Raw genomic sequence first — 17948 nt, forward strand, 5'->3', positions numbered from 1 at the left:
GCGAGCCGGGCCGGGAGCGATCAGCCCTCCTCGACGAGGATCCTCACGTCCCAGGAGCCGAGCTCGAGGGAGGCTCCCTCGTCGAGGCGGTCGCCGGAGACCACATCCCGCGCCGCGCCGGGCAGGGCGAGGGAGCTCGGGTCCCAGGACCAGTTGTGGATCACGTGGATCCGTTCACCGGCGCGGTTGGTGGAGCTCGAGATCGTCTGCGAGGCGGTGGTCGGCGCCCACGAGCGGACTCCCGAGCCGACCTCGACGGCCCAGTCCAGCAGGGCCGACGCCAGCGGCGCATCGGGCACCGTGCCGACATGGGTGATGCGCCCCTCTCCGACGAGGCGGGTCGTCACCGCAGGCCAGCGGCCGAAGTGAGGGTGGTCGTAGCCGATCAGGACGCGCGCCGCGCCGTCGCCGTCCGCGAGCTGGAGGCCATCGGCCCAGAGGCGTGCGGTCGCGCCGTCCGGGAGGTCGAGGCCCTCGGCCGCGGCATCGGCCCCGGGGAGCAGCGGCAGGGGTGCGCGCAGGTTGCTGAACTCGTCGTACCAGATGCCGGCCGCCTCGCCGAGGTGGGCGGGCTTGCGCTCGAGCCGGGCCCGGGCCTCCTCGTCCTCGTACCCGGTGCGGATGCCGAGCACGAGGTGCCCGCCGGCCTCGGCGTACTCGCGCAACCAGATGAGGTCCTCGTCGGAGGCGATCGTGAAGGCGGCCGCCACCAGCACGGGGCGGCGCCGGGCGAACTCTGCCGGTGCCTGCTCGCGCAGCTGGGCGATGTGCACGGCGTTCGACTGCAGGCCCGCCTCGAAGGCGCCGCGGGAGTAGGCCTCGTACACGGTCTGGAAGCTGCGATGGTCCGGCTCGCCCTCGGCCGAGGACAGCGCCGGGTAGTGGGTGCAGCGACCACTTGCTGGCGTTGTCGAAGAGCAGAGCGACGTCGGCGTGCGGGGTCAGCCCGGTGACCGCCGGTCCTGCCGTCCGCAGCTCCGCGCCGAGGGCGGCGAGCTCGCGGTACACCCGCCCGGGCTCCTGGCTGTGCGGGAGGATGCCGCCCCAGTAGGTCTCCGCCCCGGCATGCAGGGTGTGCCAGTGCCAGTACTCGATCATCGCGGCGCCGCGCGAGATGAGCGCCCAGGCGGCCTGGCGCCACTGCCCGTCGAAAGCCGGCTCGTTGGTCCAGGTCATGCCGATGGCCTGGGCGTTCGTCTCGGTGACCAGGAACGGCGCCTGCTTGGTCCCGTACATGCGGTCGGCGTGGGTGATCAGGGACCACACCCCGGAGGTGGTCCAGGACTGGCCCTGCTCCGCGGTGCTGGGCAGCGCGAGGGCGTCCTGCATGCGGTAGTAGGGGTTCCCGGAGGTGATGTCGAGGGAACGGCCCACCGCCTGCTCGTCCAGCGTCGGCCGGTCGTAGGAGATGCAGGTGGTGACGAACTGGTCCTCGCGGGCGTACTCCCGGACCACATCGGCCTGCCAGCCGATGAAGGCGGTGGTGAGGTCGGCCTGGAAGCGGCGCCAGGCCAGCGTGTACTGCGGCTGGACGTTGAGGTCGGGCCGCCACAGGTCCGCCCAGTCCGACAGCCGGTGGGACCAGTACGTCAGGCCCCATTCGCGGTTGAGATCCTCGACGCTGCCGTAGCGCTCGCGCAGATGGTCGACGAACCTCTGGAACACCTGGTCGTTGGCGAAGACCTCGTTCCCGGGCTCGTTGTCGACCTGGTAGCCGATGACGGCGGGGTGCTGGGCGTAGCGGCCGACGATCTTCCGGATCACCCGTTCGGCGTGGAAGAGGAAGGCGGGGTGGGCGTAGTTGATCTCCTGCCGTGCTCCCCAGCCGATGCGCTGCCCGGTGCTGCGCTCGACGTTGATCTCGGGCACCTGGCGCACCAGCCACATCGGCGCCGCATAGGTGGGGGTGCCGAGGATGACCTGGATCCCGTGCTCGTGCGCGGCGTCCAGGACGGGGGCGAGCCATTCGAGGTCGAAGACCCCGTCGCGCGGCTCCCACGTGGACCAGACGGACTCCCCCACGCGGATCACCGAGAAGCCGGCCTCCTGCATGAGGCGCATGTCCTCCTCGAGGCGGGGGCTGGGCTGGTACTCGTGGTAGTACGCGGCGCCGAAGAGGACGCGGTCGCGGAGGGCGGAGTCGTGCGGAGCGGAGGACATGGGAGCCTTTCCGGAGGTGGCGGAGGTTGCCGCGGCGGGGCGGCCGGGATCGGGGCGACACGGGTTCGAATCCCGTTGGGGGACGCCGAGCGCAGGAGCGGGACTCATCCCTTCACCGCCCCGGCGACGAGGCCCTCGAGCAGCTGCTTGCGCAGGAGGACGAAGACGAGGATGGTCGGGATCGAGGCGAGCACGGCGCCGGCGAGCACCAGGTCGTAGCTGCGGTTCTCGGAGGCGTACAGGACGTTCAGGCCCAGCGGCAGGGTGTACTGCGTGGAATCGGAGATGATCACCAGCGGCCACAGGAAGCTGTTGTAGCTCTGCAGGAAGCTCCACACGGCGAGCGCCCCGAGGGAGGGCCGCAGCAGGGGCAGGACCACCCGGCGGAAGGTGCCGAACTCGCTGCTGCCGTCGATGCGGGCGGATTCGATGAGCTCGTCCGGGATGGCCTGGACGATGAACTGCTGCATCATGAAGATCCCGAACGCGGGCGCCACCCAGGGGACGATCAGCGCGAACCACGGGTTCGCCAGCCCGCTCTTGACGACGAGGATGAACAGCGGGATGAGGATCACCGCGAAGGGCACCGAGAGGCTCGAGAACATCACCGCGAAGAGGATCCGCTTCCCGCGGAACCGGAACTTCGCGAAGCCGTAGCCGGCCATGGCGCACACGAACACGGAGACGACCGTCGCGATGGCCGCAGTGCCGATGCTGATCGCGAACCAGTTCCAGAACGGCTGCGTGGTCAGCAGGTTCCGGTAGTTCTCGAGGGTCGCCGGGTTCGGGATCAGGCTGGGCGGGGTGGCGAAGATGTCGCCGCGCTGCTTGAACGAGCCGCTGAGCGCCCACAGCAGCGGGGCGATGAAGACGACCAGCAGGGCGATCAGCGTGGCGTACAGCAGCCCGCGCCGGGCCAGGGCCGATGGCGCGGCCCCGGTCCGCTCGGACCGGCGGCGGGCGGGCCCGTCGGGGACGGTGGTGCGTGCGGGGGTGGTGGCGGTGGTGCTCATGAGTCCCTCCCGATCCCGAGGATGCGGTTCAGCCCCTGGCTGACGGCGAAGACGATGGCGAACAGGACGACGCCGGCGGCGGCCGCGTAGCCGAACTGCTGGCGCTCGAAGGCGGCGCGGTAGATGAACATGGCCACCGAGATCGTCGCCTCGCCCGGTCCGCCCTTGGTCAGCAGGTAGGGCTCGTCGAACAGCTGCGCCGCGCCGATGAACGAGGTGACGATGACGAAGGCGGAGATGGGCTGGATCCCGGGGACGGTCACGGCGAGGAAGGTCCTCCACCGCCCAGCCCCGTCCAGGGCCGCCGCCTCGTACTGCTCGCGCGGCACGTTCTGCAGCGCGGCCAGGAAGAAGATCGTCAGGTAGCCGACGGTCCTCCACAGCAGCACGAAGCCGATGGCGCCCTTGGCGATGGTCGGGTCGCCCAGCCAGTCCACGGCCGGCAGCCCGAACAGCGCATGGAGGCTCGCGTTGATGAGCCCGTAGTCGCGGTCGAACATGAGCGAGTAGATGAGGGCGATGACGATGGGCGAGAGCACCATCGGCACGAAGTACGCCACCCGGAACAGGTCGCGGAAGCGCAGGCCGCGGCTGTTCAGCGCCTGGGCGACCAGCAGGGCGCAGGGCACCACCACGAGGACCGCGATGAGCGTGTAGACCAGCGAGTTCGCCAGCGCCGTGTGGAAGCTGGTGTCGGTCAGGAGGTTCGCGTAGTTGCGCAGGCCGATGAGCTCGGGCGTGCCCAGACCCACCCACTGCGTGAGGCTGAGATACACGGCCGCGCCGATGGGCACGATCATGAACAGCACGTACAGGACGTAGAACGGGGCGATGAAGGCGTAGGGCGCCGCTCCCCCGTTCAGGCTGCGGGCGCGACGTGCGCGGTCCTGCGGGGCCTGCGCCGGTCGGGGGCGGGTGTCGATGGTGGTCATGGGTTCAGCCCTTCGCCTGTCCGCGGAAATCGTGGTCGGCATCGGCGAGCGCCTGCGCGGCGGAGACGTCGCCGCGGAAGGCCCGCAGGATGTGGCCGGACAGCACCGTGGTCATGATCGAGCTGTCCGGGCTCTGGTGGTACTCGGGGACGTCGTCGATGACCTGGCGGAACACCTCGAAGAGCCTCTGTCCGCCGAAGTACTCGCTCTCCAGGCCCAGCAGCTGCGGGTCGTCGTAGACGGAGCGCAGGGTGGGCAGGTAGCCCATGTCCTGGTAGCGCTTGACCTGCTGCGCCGGGTCCAGATAGCCGGAGACGACCAGGGTGCGGGCGGCATCGGTCGCGGCCTTGTCGCGCAGCGCCGCGAAGCCCGTGCCGCCGCCGACGCCGGCCGCGTGCCCGCCGCCGGCGAAGCGCGGGACGGGCGCCACGCGCCACTGCCCCGCCTGCTCGGGGACGTTCGGCTGGATGCCGTAGCTCGAGTACCAGGAAGGCATGTTGACCGCGAGGATCTTCCCGCTCTTCAGGCCCGACTGGACGCTGGGCCCGTACATGTCGGCCACGGTCGCGAGGAAGCCGGTCTGCACGCCCTGGACGAGGAAGTCGAGGGTCTCCTCCGCCTCGGGGGTGCGCAGGGTGGGCGCGCCGTCGGCGTCGAAGAGGTCGCCGCCGCGCTGGAGGAGGTGGATGTGGAAGCTCTGCACGGTGCCGCCGGGGTCGTTGACGGCGACGGCGCCGAGGGACTTCTCCTCGCGTGCGGCGAGATCGGTCCCGATGCGGGCGAGCTCCTCCCAGGTGCCGAACTCCGGGTCGATGCCCAGCCGCTCGAACTCGTCGGCCCGATGGTAGAGCACGGTGACCGGGGTGTCGGAGTCCAGGGCGTAGAGGGCGCCGTCCTTGCTGAACGGGGCCAGCCGCGCGGTGATGAGGTCCTCGCGGTAGGGCTCGATGTCGGGGGTGAGGTCCACCAGGAGCTCAGGGGCGATCTCCCCGCGCAGCATGCGGGAGAAGGCCCCGATCTCCAGGCCCGCGACATCGGGCGTGCCGGTGCCGGCCACGGCCTGGGCGATCAGCTTGGTGACGAGGTCGGCGGCGGCGGTCTTGGTGATGGCGAGGTCGTAGGTGAAGTCGGAGGCGGCCTCGGCGACGGCGACAGCCTCGGTGAAGAAGGCGATGTACCCGTCGTCGTGGGTCCACAGCGACAGGGGCACCTCGCCGCTCTCGAGCGGCGGCGGTGCGGCGGAGCCGCAGGACCCGAGGGCCGCGGCGATACCGGCGCCGGCGGTGAGAGCGGCCGCCGATCGCAGCAGTGCTCGCCGCGGGATCGGCGGGCGCGGAGGGATGGTGGGCATGGACAGGCACTCCTGACTACGTTGTCAATCGTGGGCATGGACGGGTGCAGGACGGAGGGGCACGACGGCCGGCGCCCTGCGTCCGGGGGCTACGGGGCGTGCGGGGGCCTCCCCGTCGTCGCCCGGGTCACGAGCGAGGCGGGGACGAGCTGGCGGACCTCGGCGGGCGGGGTGCCGTCGATGGTCCGGATCAGCCGGGCCATGCCCAGGCGGGCGAAGACCCCGAACTCCTGGCGCATGGTGGTCAGCGGGGTGGACAGGTACTCGGCCACGTCGAGATCGTCGAAGCCGACGATGCTCACGTCCTGCGGGACGCGCATCCCGGCCTGCTCGATCGCCGCGATCGCGCCGATGGCCATCTGGTCGTTGGCGACGAAGACCGCCGTCGGCGCGGCCTCGCGCAGCAGGGTCTGCATCGCCGTGAAGCCGCTGCGCGGGGACCAGTCCCCCCGCGCCACCTCCGGCACCTCGAGACCCTCGCCCTCGAGCGCGGACCTCCAGCCATCGCGCCGCAGGCGGCTCGAGACCCAGGCGTCGGGCCCGGCGATGTGGTGCACGCTCGCATGCCCGAGGGCCAGCAGGTGCCCCGTCGCCAGCAGCGCCGCGCTGAACTCATCGGCCCCGACCACCAGCTCGTCCTCGCGGTCGCTCAGTCCCTGGGAGCCGATGGTCAGCACCGCGACGTCCTCGGGAACCTGCAGCGCCGCACCTCCGAGGTACAGCGGCTCGGACAGCACGATCCCTTCGACCCCCTGGTCCAGCAGCGCGTCCACCGCGCCCTGGACCTCATGGCGGTCGAGGGTCTCGGTGCGCAGGATGCTCAGCGCGTAGCCGTCGGCGCGGGCGACCGATTCGATCGCGGCGATCACGGAGCTGGGACCGTACAGCGCGGCCCCGAAGGCGACCACGCCGATGCGCCGGGTGCGGCGCGTGACCAGCGAGCGCGCCGCGGCGTTGGGTCGATAGCCCAGCTCCCGGATCGCCTCGTGGATGCGGTCGCGCAGCTCCTCGCGCACATGCGGCTCGCCGTTGACGACTCGCGAGACGGTCTTCTGGGAGACCCCGGCCCGCCGGGCGACGTCCACCATCGAGACGGGGCGACGCGGCGCATCGGACGGATCCGACGGATCGTGCACGTGGTGCGTGTGCGGCTCGGACAAGGCGACTCCCCCTCTCTGCGGGTCGGCGTGACGGAGCGAGCATACGACTGACTGACTACGTAGTCAACGGGTGGCCGCAGCCCGCCTCGTCGCCGCTGTCCCGCGGCCGGTGGCTGCACTCACGACCAGGTCAGGGGCCCGAGGTCAGGGCGCGCCGGCAGCCGGCGGGGCGGGGTCGACCTGGCGCGTCACGACCCATCGATGCTTGCCGATCTGCCGGGTGCGCGTGAAGCCGAGCCGTTCGAAGGTGCCGAGGGAGCCGTGGAACAGGAATCCCGCCGGGACCTGGTCCGCCGGTTCCGGATACCCCTCGACCACCCCGCCTCCGGCGCGGGCGATCAGGTCCAGTGCGCCGCGCAGCGCGATCTCGCTGACGCCGTGCCGACGGGAGGGCTTGGTGACGTAGCAGCACCCGATGCGCCAGTCCGGCAGTTTCTCGACGGTCTTCTCGTACGCGACGCGGTTCTTGATCCGAGGCAGTTCGTCCGGCGTGCCGTACTGGCACCACCCCACGCATCGCTCGCCGTCGAGGACGAGGGCGGCTCGCGTGGTCCCCTCCTCGACCTTCGCCCGGCGGCGTGCGCAGTTGAGCTCGGCGTCCGCGCCGCGCCCGGCCATCGCCGCGCCTTCGGGATGGAAGGCCATGCACCAGCACCCCGCAGGCATGCCTCCCGCCTCACGAACCGCCGCTTCGTACGCGGGCCAGGTCGAGGAGTCGAGCGGGGATACGGTGCACCTCGAGACGTCCATGGCCTCATCCTCCTGATGTCGTGGCACGGCAGGGACGGCATCCACGGCGCCCGCCGCGCCGGGTCGCTGCGCGTCAGTCCTCCGGCGGGGTCCAGAACGGATCGCGGCCCGAGAGCCCCAGCACGCGGTCCAGCTGTCCGGAGCCCTCGGGGACGGGGACTCGCGGGCCGAACAGCCCCGCCCGCTCGGCCGGGTCCTCGCCGATGTCCGCGCAGAACTGCTCGGCGATGTCGAGGGCGGCGGGGTCGGGATCGAAGCTCTGGCCGGTGGCGACGGCGAGGTCCCAGCTGTGCAGGACGAGCTCGTCGAGGGCGACCATGGCGGTCACCTCTGCGGGCATCTCCACGCCGCCGGCGGCCGTCATCCCCTCCCAAGCGGCGGGATCCTGCCAGGCGCGGCCCAGCGCGGCGAGGGCCGCCGGGGCGGCCTCGCGCCAGTCCGGGGCGAGGACGGAGGCGGCGGGGTCCGGCGGGGTGCGGGTGGTGGGGCCGTCGACCTTGGCGGCGGCGTCGCCGAAGGCGATCGCCAGGCCGTGCAGGTGCGCGACGAGCTCGCGCACCCGCATCTCGGGGCACGGGGTGGGGTCCTCGAGCTGGGCGTCGAAGACGCCTGCCACCAGGGCCGCCGCGCGGTCGGCGCTCGCCGTCAGATCGAACATGGTCGGCTCCTCGGTCGTCGGTGCTCGCAGGGTATCGCCCGGATCGGAGCTGCGGGGCACAACGGACGAATCGGACGGGATCAGCGCCGCAGCTCGAGGTGGAGGTCGATGCGCACGCGGTCCCCGACGCCGACGCCGGCGGCGCGCTGCACGGCGACCTTCACGGGCACGAAGTAGGTGCCCTCGCGCGGGAACAGCGAGGTGGTGTAGGCGATGCCGGCGTCCTCGGGCGGGGCGTCCGCCGCGTCCCCGCCGGAGTCCGTCCCCTCGCCGCCGTCGAGGGCGGTGAGCCGCACGGTCGCCGGGATCGCGCCCCAGCCGTAGGTGAGGCGCGCGGCGACATCGGCGATCTCATCGGCCGCGTCCTCCGGCGCCGGGGCGAAGACGAAGGGGGCCGGCCCGCGCCAGGACACGAGGGCGGTGACGAAGGTCAGGTCCATGGGTGCTCCGCTCCGACGGGGTCGATGGGGGAAGCCTGCGCCCCGGGCGCGGGCTCGACGATCTCCACGGCCATGCCCTCCGGTGCGGATCCGAGGAAGGCGCACGGCAGGCCGAACCCGCCGGCGAACAGGGCCGACTCCTCCTCGCCGCGCTCGGCGAGGAAGGCCGCCGCGTCGTCCACGGCGAAGCACACGTGGTGCAGCCCCTCGCCGCGGAGGGAGAGGAACTCGGCCACGGGGCCGTCGCGCAGGGGCTGCACGATCTGGAAGCGCGCCCCGCCGGCGGGCATGCCCACCGGTTCCAGCCACACCAGCCGCGAGCCGGTCTCGGCGACCTCCTCGTCCCGCACCCGCCGCATGCCGAGGGTGCCCTCGTAGTACTGCGCGGCCGCGTCGGCGTCATGCGCCGCGATCGCGACGTGGTCGATGCGGCGCACCGGCGCGGCGTCCTCGGTCCTGGGTTTCCCGGTCATCGGGGGAGACTATCGGCCGCCGCGCCGGGACGGGTCAGGGCAGCTGGACGAGCGCCTGCACGGGGGCGTGGTCGGAGGGGTAGGAGCCGTCCTTGTCGCGGTGGACGTTGATGGCGGCCTGGTGGACCGTGACGTCGCCGGTGGCGAGCACCCAGTCGATGCGGCTGCCGCCCTCGACGGGATCCTCGTACCCGGGGAAGGTGCCCCAGGCGGGGGTGAGCTGCTCGCCCGCGGTGTCCCAGGTGTCGAGGGTCGGGCCGTCGGCGACCAGGGTGGTGTAGGCGCCGGAGTCGTGGGCGACGGAGTTGAAGTCGCCGGTGACGATGGTGGGCAGCTGGTCGAGCTCGCCGCCCTCGAACAGGTCGATCATGGCCTGGGCGCTCTTGATGCGCGCGGGCTCGGACCGGTGGTCGAAGTGGGTGTTGATCACCGCGAACTCCGTGCCGCTGGCCAGGTCGCGCAGCCGCGCCCACACGACGATGCGGGTGACGGTGTTGCCCCAGGTGGCGGAGCCGATCACGTCGGGGGTGTCGGAGAGCCAGAACTGGTCCCAGGCCAGGACCTCGAGGCGGGCGGTGTCGTAGAAGATCGCGGAGTACTCGCCGGCGCTGCCGCCCTCGCGGCCGAAGCCGACCATGCGGTGGCCGGGCAGGGCCTTCTCGACGGCGGCCATCTGGTGGTACAGCGCCTCCTGCACGCCCAGCACGGTGGGCTGCTCGCGCTCGAGGAGGTCGATGAGGATGGGCTCGCGGTCCGGCCAGTGATCGGGGTCGCCCGGCTGGGTGTCGCCGGTGCGCGAGCGGTCGTAGCGGATGTTGAAGCTCATGATGTGCAGGCGGTCCCGCTTCGCCTTCCCGATGAGGGCGGCGCCGCCTCCGCGGGCGGGGACCGGGGCGGCGCCGGCGGGAGCGGCGACGGCAGCGAGCGCGGCGGTGCCGATGGCGGCGCCGCCGAGGCCGGCGATGAGGGTGCGACGGGCGAGAGGGGAGGTCACGGGGGTTCTCCTGGGGTCGGGAGGACGGGGCTCCTGCACTCTAGGAGAGCGCTCCCGCCGCGTCATCGCACGTCACCGTCCCGGCATCCGATGGTCACCCGCCGGTCAGACGCCGGCGGCGCGGCGCCCCCTCTGCCCGGCCCCCTCGGCCCGGGATCGGCAGGACTCAGCGCGGCGAGAAGACCCCGGGCCCGTGGCGCAGGCGGAACCAGGCCAGGCAGGCGAGGGTGAACGGCACCCCGCACCAGAGGGCGGCCCGCTGCGCCGGGTCCAGGGCGACGCCGATGAGCGAGGCGCCCAGCAGGACCAGCGCGATGATCGGCAGCACCGGGAACAGGGGCGCCCGGTACGGGAGGTCGGCCAGGTCGCCGCCGTCGCGCCGGTACCGGCGGCGGAAGCCCAGGTGCGAGGCGCAGATGATGATCCACACCGCCACCACCGCGAACCCGGCGATGGACACGAGCGCCAGGAAGAGGCTGCCCGGGGCGATCACGCTGGTGAGCAGGGAGGCGAGGCCGCCCAGCATCGACAGCGACAGGGCGATCAGGGGGATGCCGCGGCCGGTGGTGCGCGAGAGCCAGCGCGGCGCCTGCCCCTCGGCGCCCAGGGAGTGGAGCATCCGCGCGCAGGAGTACAGGCCGGAGTTCCCGGCCGAGAGCAGCGCCGTGATGATCACGAAGTTCATGAGGTCGCCGCCGGCGGGCAGGCCCGCACGGTCCAGCACGGTGACGAAGGGGCTCTCGTCGGTGCCGGCGGTCTCGAAGGGGACCAGGGCGGCGATCACGGCGATCGCGCCGATGAAGAAGACGGCCAGGCGGATCACGGCGGTGCGGATCGCCCGCGGGATCGTGCGCTCGGGGTCCCGCGCCTCGCCGGCGGCGACGCCGATCAGCTCGGTGCCGCTGAAGGCGTAGAACACGGCCAGCACGGTGACCAGGACGCCCGTTGCCCCGCGGGGGAACAGTCCCTCGTCGGTGACGAAGCCGCCCAGTCCCCCGGTGCCGGCCTCCGCGACCGGGTTGATGCCGAGGATCGTCGCAGCGCCGACGACGATGATCGCCACCACGGCGGCGACCTTGACCAGGGAGAACCAGAACTCCGTCTCGGCGAACACCCGGGAGGAGACCGCGTTCATCGCGAACAGCAGCGACGCGAAGACCAGGCACCACACCCACACGTCGACGCCGGGGAACCAGCGCTGCATGAGGATGCCGGCGGCCGTGAACTCGCTGCCCAGCGCCACCGCCCAGCACAGCCAATACAGCCACGCGGTCGCGAAGCCCCAGGCCGGGCCCAGGTTCCGCGTGGCGTGAGCGTGGAAGCCGCCGGCCACCGGGTGCTTCGCGGACAGCTCCCCGAGGCTCGCCATCACCATGTAGGCCACCAGGGCGCCGATCACGTACGCGAGCACGGCGCCCAGCGGGCCGGCCTGCGAGATCGTGTACCCGGAGGAGACGAACAGCCCCGAGCCGATCACGCCGCCGAGGGCGATCATCACCAGGTGGCGCGAGGCCATGGTGCGGCGCAGGCCGGAGCGCAGCTCGCCCTCCCCCGCCTCCGGCGCTGCGGCCGATGGGTCGTGGGCGGGCTCGGCGACGAGCGCGGCAGGGGCGCCGGGGACGGCAGGGGCGCCAGCGGCGGCGGGGGCGTCGGCGGCGGCGGGGGCGCCGGCGGCGCCGTGGGGTGCATCGGGGCGGGCCATGGCGCCTCCTGGGTCGGGAACGGAGGAACGGTACCGGGGGCGCGGCGGCGTGCGCCGCGCCGTGTCATCCGCGTTCATGCGGGCGTCGGCGGCCGCGGGACGGCGCGGCGCGGCCGTACCCTCGAACGGTGAATCCCGCTGCGCCCTCCGCCCCGTCCTTCGCCGATGTCCTCGCCGATCGCAGCGCTCCGCCGCGGGTGCTGGACGGCGGGCTGGGCACCCATCTGGCCGATCGGGGGCTGGACGTCACCGGAGAGCTGTGGTCGGCGCAGATCCTCCGGGAGCGCCCGGAGGAGGTCCGCGCCGCGCACGCGGACTTCTTCGCCGCGGGCGCGCAAGTGGCGACGAGCTGCTCGTACCAGGTCACCGCCGATGGCCTGGCGCGCGCGGGAGCCGCCCCGGCGGAGCTCGAGCAGCTGCTGCGGGCCAGCGTGGACCTCGCCCGGCAGGCCGCCGACGCCCCGGCCGCTGCCGGGACCGACGGCGATGCCCGGGCCGAGGGCTCCCGCGGCGACGGGGACCCCGGTGCGGCGCCGGCGGTCCGCGGGTCCGCGCTCCGCCTCGTCGCGGCGTCCATCGGCCCCTACGGAGCGGGTCCCGGCGCGGGCACGGAGTACGACGGCGCCTACGGGCTCAGCGCGCGGGAGCTCGCGGCCTGGCATCGGCCGCGGCTGGAGATCCTCGCGGACACCGCCGCGGACGTGCTGCTGGCCGAGACGGTGCCCAGCATCCGCGAGGTGGAGGCGCTGGCCGGCGAGCTCGAGGGCCTTCGCGTTCCGGCGATGCTGAGCATGACGGTGCGCGAGGGCGCCCTCGGCGACGGCACGGACCTGCGCGAGGCGGCCCGGGTGCTGCGGGGTAGCTCTCTGGTCGCCGTCGGCGTGAACTGCTGTCCGGTGCCCGATGCGGTGGCGGCGCTGCGGATCCTGGCGGAGGAGCTGGACGTGCCGCTGCTGGCGTACCCCAACAGCGGCGAGGTGTGGGACCAGGTGCATCGCCGCTGGCTGCCCGGGGAGCCGGGCGCGGATCTTCCGGGGGCGGTCCCGCAGCTGGCGGCGGCGGGAGCCCGGCTGATCGGCGGCTGCTGCCGGGTGGGGCCGGCGCAGATCGCCCGGGTCGCGGGAGCTGTGGCGCAGCAGCAGGGCCCGTCCGCCGGCTGAGGCGTGCCGATCCGGGCACGCCTCTTGATCCGGGCACGCATGATCCGGGCATGCCTCGTGATCCGGGCATGGCTCAGCGGCGAGCCTCGACCTGGGCGATCACGTCCTCGACGGGCAGCGCCAGGGCGGACTGGGAGAAGCGGCGCGGTCGACGCTGAGGAGCCCGCATCTCGAGGACGGCGCCGCGGCGGGTCCGGAGGCTCCGGAGGGTGGTCTGCGAGAGCAGCCAGACCTCGCCGCGGCCGCGGTACCAGGGCGGGAAGATGATCTCGTCCTTCTCGACGCGGAAGGCGTAGGGCGGGGCGATGTGGACGGGACCGCCCTGTGCCGCGTGCACGGCACGCAGGACGCGCCAGCCGGTGAGGATCATCGGCGCCGCGCACGCGATCAGCAGCGCCACCGCGATCAGCGCGGTGAGCGGCGCCGTGCCCTCGAGGACGACGGCCACGCCGGTCGCGGCGAGGACGAGGACGACCGCGCCGCCGCCCAGCGCCGCCGACCCGAGGCGCCGCAGCCCGATCTCCGTCGTCGGCAGGGTCGGCATCGGCCTGCCCTGGGCGGATCCGATCACGAGCGGTGGCGTACCCATGCCCGCGAGGTTACCGGCCCCTGGCCGCCGCTCTCAGCTCCGGGCGACCATCACCCGCGGGTACACGACCTGCAGGCACAGCACGATGGTGAGCAGCACGGCGCCGGCCGCGATGCCTGCGCCGCGCCCCACCACCACGTCGAAGATCAGCAGGACGACCCCGGCCAGCAGCAGCCCCAGCATGACCAGGGCGAGCTTCACGATGCGGTTCGAGGCGGTGACGATGTCGTCCTTGACCCGCCGGCGGAACAGGCTGCGATGCATGCTCACCGGAGCCAGCAGGAGGGCGACGATCAGCAGGGCGAGCACCAGCAGTCCGAGGTACCAGCCCACCTGGAAGGCGTCGAGGATCTCGAACCGCGACTGGAACGGCAGCACGATGAGGAAGGCCGCGACGATCTGCGATCCGGTCTGCAGCACGCGGATCTCCTGGAGGATCTCGTTCCAGTTGCGGTCCAGCTGCGCGGCTCTCGTCTCATGGCGCGCGTAGTCGGTGGGGCCGTCCGCCTCCGACAGCGGAGGGTCCTGGGGCGAGGAGTCCTTCGGATCCGCGTTCATGGCTGCAGTGTAGGAGCGCGGGGCGAGGACCGCGAGCGATCACGGCATGCCGACGTCACCGCTGCGGGACGCCTCGGCGGACGGCTCCGCTGAGCGCCGCCTCGAGCGGTCCGCGCCTCCCGCTCCGCGCGAGCGCGGCGCCGATCCCGAGGGCGATCGAGACGTGCACGGCGAACACGCCGAGGCCCGCGACGTACCAGGGCATCGTCAGGAACCCGCCCTCGGGATCGGACAGCATCGCGACGACGAGCGCGACGCCGGTGAGGATCACGTGCACCGTGTAGATGGTCAGCGGCGCGGCGCCCGCGGTGCGCAGCGTGCGGCCGATGGCCTCGCGCAGATGACGGCCCGGCGGCACGAGCAGCGTCATGGCGCCGATGAGGGCGACGGCGACCGAGGCGGTCGCGATCATGTCGGCCGGGGAGCCGCTGTGCGGGGCGGCCACGGCGAGGGCCCAGGCCTCCGGGAGGACCGGGGCGCCGAAGCCGTGCAGGCTCACGGCCAGCGGGTCCACCCCGTGGCCGATGGCCCAGGCACCGGCGAGGGCGGAGAGCCCGTAGGTCGCCGTCGCGACCGCGGCTGCGATGCCGAGGGCGCGCGCGGACCACCGGCGGGCGCGTCCGTCCTCGATGGCCGTGAGCAGCGAGCGCATCAGGACGACGCCGAGCAGCAGGTACGACAGCCAGGTGACCAGCGGGTACATGCCGGTCAGGGCGAGGCCGCGGAGCAGCACGACGGGCTCGGCGAGGTTCAGCGGGGTGATCGCGCCGACCTCCTGCACCTGGCCGAGGCTCGAGCGGACCAGCGCGTTGAGGTACCCGCCGCCGGCGGTGAGCACGGCGGCGATCGCGATCAGCCATCGGCTGCGCACCAGCAGCAGGGGCGCCGTGATCATCATGCCGATGCCGAAGGGCACCAGCACCACGACGACGGAGGTGGGCACGAACCCGAGCACCAGGCCGATGCCGGCCACGAGCGCCCCGCGCAGCACTCCGGCGAGGACGGCGCCGCGACGGTCCCCGGCGAGCAGCCGGCCGCGGGAGGCCAGCACCAGGCTGAACCCGCCGACCACCGCGAAGGTCGCGGACGCGGGCCCCTCGGTCAGCACGCTCGCGACCCGCGCCGTCGCCCCCTGCAGCCCGTCGGCGCCGACCATCGCCAGCGGCGCGAGGAGGTGGGCGGCCATCATCCCGAGGATGGCGAGCAGCCGCACGAGGTCGAGGGACTCGAGGCGGCCGATGCCGCCGCCGCTCCCCCGGTCGGCCCCGCCCTGCTCGGCGGCGGCTTTAGCTCCGGCAGCGACGTCGCCGGTCCCGCGGATCGCGACCCCGCCGGAGCCGGCTCCCCCGTCGGCGATCTCGCGGCCCGCGGTCCCCGCAGGGAGGTCACGGCGGCGGGGAGCGGCCGTCGACGCGGACGGGCCCCAGGGCGCAGGTCGGGCGGTCGCGGGCAGCAGCCGGGGCAGGACGGCGGTCCGCTCGAGGGCGGGGCGCGGTGCGTGGAACGGCCTGGCAGGAGTACGGGACGTCATGGCCTCGAGCCTCCTCCCGCAGCCGCCGTGCCCGCGTCCGGCGCGGGTCGCGAGCTCGAGCCGTCGCCTCCCCCTGGGCGGTGACCTCCCGGTCAGACCGGGGGATGGCGCCGCAGCTGGCGCCGCAGGGGCGGCATCACTCCTCCAGGATGGGGAGGACCGTGGCCCCACCACAGGTCACAGCGGTATCCGCAGATCGCATACGACCAACGCGCAAGCGGGGGCGACGAGAAAACGCGCCCGGTGACCCGAACCCAAGACGGTCCGACGCGACGACGGCAATATGCTGCGCATCAGCCTCAATCGCACCGGCATGTACGTGCTGGACGGCCCGTCCGGCGGCTGCAGGGCACCCACGAGAAGCGCCCAGAGTCGGAGACGACGTAGCGAACAGGACCATGCGCACGAGAGGCGACGAGGGCACTCGGCAACCGGCGAGGACCTACCCGTCGTGCCGCCAGTCGACGACGGATCGGAGGGGCGGGAGATTCCGGTGTAGGAGAGCAAGCTTCCGGCCGCCGCAGGCGCCGCCGATCTCACCGACGCTGCCTCGAAGACTACCGCCGCAGTTCGCCCACATGCGTGTTCAGGGCTCGGATCGCGCGGTCAATGTTCTTCAAGGCCCTGGTCTGCTGACTCTCGGAAGGAGACGGACCCACTCGGCTCCCCTGTTGCGGAGCAGGAGACGCCTTGCCAAATAGATCAGTTTCAATCTCGTAAACTTCTCCCGCACCGTAGACCTCCGTACCATCGGTCGAGCGATAAGAGAGAGCGACTCGAGATCGCGAGGGCATCCCATCGGCCTGGGCGCTTGAACCTTCCCGGCCTTCGTTCCATCTCCACATGATTCGAATGCGCGCGCCCGGCGCGAGAGTGTGCGGCTGAGAAAGCCATCGCGTTAGATCATCACCGATCACACCGCCTTCGAGTGGCTTCACCCCGTCCAGCAACTTGACTCTCACATCGCGCGCCAACGATCGCCCCGTGTTCTCCAGCACAAGATCCCACCTCCCGGTTCCTTGCAGCCCGGGTAGAACGGCAACCGAGACGTAGGGGCGCGCTGATAGCTTCGAAGCCTTACGGGACTCCATCAACGTGTCCTTTGCCGCCTTCGCCGTTGAGTACGCGTATATGGCCAGAAGCACCGTGGCTCCCGCAGTCACCACGGCCGCTACCGACTCCAACACCTGCATCACCATCTCCATCCAGTTGATCGCACACACCGTGGACCACGATGCACGGGCAGACCGACATTCGAGCCTTCGATGACAGTAGGCCAGTGGCCAGACGGGCGAGCGCCGGCACTCATCGATTCGCGATGTCCCCGGCCTCATGGGCCAGCCGATCCGCTCACCCATCCGCTCGGCTTGGCGCATCGACCTGACGATCGAGGCGTGCAAGGCGCCGCCCTTCGAGGTGGAGATGCCCTCAGTGGTCAGCTGCTCGGCGATGGGCTGCACGGACGCGCACCCGGTGTACAGCCGGTGGATCCGTTCGAGCAACCAGTCGGAGTAGGTGCTATGCGGGCCAGGATTTACCCCGCGGGCCCTGGACGAGGCGAGGCACCCTCTGGTGCGGACGCCGATCCGGCGAAGTTCATACCGGGCGGCGGACTGCAGCACGCAGGCGACCATCCCGCCCGTACGGGACTGCTCCGCGTACGCATCGGAATCATTCCTCCAGGTCGTAGTCCTCGCGGAACCGGCGCACGCACGCCTCCCATTCCTGCTGGTCGATCCACCAGGGGCGGCGGTCCTCGGGGCCGTCGGGGTCGAGCCGGTCGAGGATCGCATGCTCCCGCAGGGCCTCGCGGATGGCGTAGTCCCGATGGTCCTCCGGGGTGGGGTCGAACAGTCCCATGGCGATTCCTCTCCTTCGGCCACCTCCAGGGTGGTCGTCCGCGAGCACCGCCGCCACACGTTCGAACGGATTGTGGATAAGCCGTCCCGACCCGCCCGCCGGCTACCGACATCAGCCGACCCGGCCGGCGCCTGCGGTGTGCCGCGTGCAGCCAGAAAGTCACCCTGGCTTCCATCCAGGGGTCTCAGAGGGAAGCCAGGGTGACTTTCGGTAGGGCGCCGACGGGCGGGCGGGCAGCCGGGCGGCCCGGGTCAGCCCTTCTCGCGCAGCACGGCGCGGCGGGTGCGGAACTCGTCCTCGTCGATCTCGCCGGCGGCGAAACGGGTGGCGAGCCGGGTCTCCGCCTCGCGGCGCGGGGCGGAGCGTGCGCGGCGGCCCCGCAGCACGATCGCCGTGATCACGCCGGCGATCACGAGCAGCCAGAACACGATGGGGATGAGCGGGAAGAAGACGGGGCCGGGGCCGGATCCGTCTCCCCAGTGGGGGCCGTAGGCGGTGATCAGGGTCAGTGCGTCGGTGAGCATGACGTGTCCTCTCGGTCGATGGTGCGTCCACTCTCGCCGCGAGAACGCCAACGCCCATCGGCCCAGGAGCGGCACCTGCACTACGTCCCCGGA

17 protein-coding genes and 1 pseudogene are annotated in these 17948 nt (G+C 72.5%); 1 reads left to right on the forward strand and 17 read right to left on the reverse strand.

Annotated features, from left to right (window positions below):
• Positions 1-20 precede the first annotated feature (20 nt).
• The 12 genes and pseudogenes from ABD234_RS12405 to ABD234_RS12460 all read right to left on the reverse strand — a co-directional run bounded on the left by ABD234_RS12405 (position 21) and on the right by ABD234_RS12460 (position 11633).
• On the reverse strand, positions 21-827 hold the full coding sequence (locus tag ABD234_RS12405) for a beta-galactosidase trimerization domain-containing protein (protein ID WP_344356603.1): 807 nt from the start codon (positions 825-827) through the stop codon (positions 21-23).
• Positions 828-1026: 199 nt separating this feature from the next.
• Positions 1027-2268 (reverse strand): annotated as a pseudogene (locus tag ABD234_RS12410) (beta-galactosidase); the annotation flags it as partial.
• Positions 2265-3173 (reverse strand): carbohydrate ABC transporter permease, encoded by a 909-nt coding sequence (locus tag ABD234_RS12415; RefSeq protein ID WP_344356606.1) that lies wholly within the window; start codon positions 3171-3173, stop codon positions 2265-2267. The pseudogene ABD234_RS12410 and the gene ABD234_RS12415, both read right to left, overlap by 4 nt.
• A complete protein-coding gene (locus ABD234_RS12420; protein WP_344356609.1) occupies positions 3170-4105 on the reverse strand; it encodes a carbohydrate ABC transporter permease in 936 nt (311 codons plus the stop codon). The genes ABD234_RS12415 and ABD234_RS12420 overlap by 4 nt, the downstream gene beginning before the upstream one ends.
• A 4-nt stretch (positions 4106-4109) precedes the next feature.
• Complete coding sequence (locus ABD234_RS12425; protein WP_344356611.1) at positions 4110-5456, reverse strand: extracellular solute-binding protein; 1347 nt, start codon at positions 5454-5456, stop codon at positions 4110-4112.
• 89 nt (positions 5457-5545) lie between these two features.
• Entirely contained in the window at positions 5546-6616 is a 1071-nt protein-coding gene (locus ABD234_RS12430; protein WP_344356614.1) for a LacI family DNA-binding transcriptional regulator, read from the reverse strand.
• A gap of 144 nt (positions 6617-6760) precedes the next feature.
• A complete protein-coding gene (locus ABD234_RS12435) occupies positions 6761-7261 on the reverse strand; it encodes a GNAT family N-acetyltransferase (RefSeq protein ID WP_344356617.1) in 501 nt (166 codons plus the stop codon).
• A 178-nt stretch (positions 7262-7439) separates the two neighbouring features.
• A complete protein-coding gene (locus tag ABD234_RS12440) occupies positions 7440-8024 on the reverse strand; it encodes a TIGR03086 family metal-binding protein (RefSeq protein WP_344356620.1) in 585 nt (194 codons plus the stop codon).
• An 80-nt stretch (positions 8025-8104) separates the two neighbouring features.
• The gene (locus ABD234_RS12445; protein WP_344356623.1) at positions 8105-8464 is read right to left on the reverse strand and encodes a DUF1905 domain-containing protein; all 360 of its coding nucleotides are present in this window, start codon (positions 8462-8464) and stop codon (positions 8105-8107) included.
• Positions 8455-8937 carry a VOC family protein gene (locus tag ABD234_RS12450; RefSeq protein ID WP_344356626.1) on the reverse strand — a complete coding sequence of 161 codons (483 nt, stop codon included), beginning with the start codon at positions 8935-8937 and terminating at the stop codon, positions 8455-8457. Before ABD234_RS12450 ends, ABD234_RS12445 begins: the two co-directional genes overlap by 10 nt.
• A gap of 34 nt (positions 8938-8971) precedes the next feature.
• A complete protein-coding gene (locus ABD234_RS12455; protein ID WP_344356628.1) occupies positions 8972-9931 on the reverse strand; it encodes an endonuclease/exonuclease/phosphatase family protein in 960 nt (319 codons plus the stop codon).
• A gap of 166 nt (positions 9932-10097) precedes the next feature.
• Positions 10098-11633 carry an amino acid permease gene (locus ABD234_RS12460; RefSeq protein WP_344356630.1) on the reverse strand — a complete coding sequence of 512 codons (1536 nt, stop codon included), beginning with the start codon at positions 11631-11633 and terminating at the stop codon, positions 10098-10100.
• Positions 11634-11761: 128 nt separating this feature from the next.
• On the opposite strand from ABD234_RS12460, the gene mmuM reads away from it, so the two are divergent.
• Positions 11762-12793, forward strand: a complete 1032-nt coding sequence (mmuM, locus tag ABD234_RS12465; protein WP_344356632.1) for a homocysteine S-methyltransferase — start codon at positions 11762-11764, stop codon at positions 12791-12793.
• Between the two features lie 73 nt (positions 12794-12866).
• Here the strand turns inward: mmuM and ABD234_RS12470 are convergent, their stop codons facing one another.
• From ABD234_RS12470 to ABD234_RS12490, 5 genes are all read right to left on the reverse strand, one after another.
• A complete protein-coding gene (locus tag ABD234_RS12470; protein WP_344356634.1) occupies positions 12867-13382 on the reverse strand; it encodes a hypothetical protein in 516 nt (171 codons plus the stop codon).
• A gap of 33 nt (positions 13383-13415) precedes the next feature.
• The gene (locus tag ABD234_RS12475) at positions 13416-13940 is read right to left on the reverse strand and encodes a DUF6328 family protein (protein ID WP_232226193.1); all 525 of its coding nucleotides are present in this window, start codon (positions 13938-13940) and stop codon (positions 13416-13418) included.
• A gap of 55 nt (positions 13941-13995) precedes the next feature.
• Positions 13996-15471 (reverse strand): heparan-alpha-glucosaminide N-acetyltransferase domain-containing protein, encoded by a 1476-nt coding sequence (locus ABD234_RS12480; protein ID WP_344356638.1) that lies wholly within the window; start codon positions 15469-15471, stop codon positions 13996-13998.
• Between the two features lie 1671 nt (positions 15472-17142).
• Positions 17143-17331 (reverse strand): hypothetical protein, encoded by a 189-nt coding sequence (locus tag ABD234_RS12485; protein ID WP_038370912.1) that lies wholly within the window; start codon positions 17329-17331, stop codon positions 17143-17145.
• A 251-nt stretch (positions 17332-17582) separates the two neighbouring features.
• Positions 17583-17855 (reverse strand): SHOCT domain-containing protein, encoded by a 273-nt coding sequence (locus ABD234_RS12490; protein WP_051486526.1) that lies wholly within the window; start codon positions 17853-17855, stop codon positions 17583-17585.
• Between the last annotated feature and the right edge of the window lie 93 nt (positions 17856-17948).

Origin of the sequence: Brachybacterium phenoliresistens (genome assembly GCF_039530785.1) — a bacterium.
Lineage (GTDB): Bacteria > Actinomycetota > Actinomycetes > Actinomycetales > Dermabacteraceae > Brachybacterium > Brachybacterium phenoliresistens.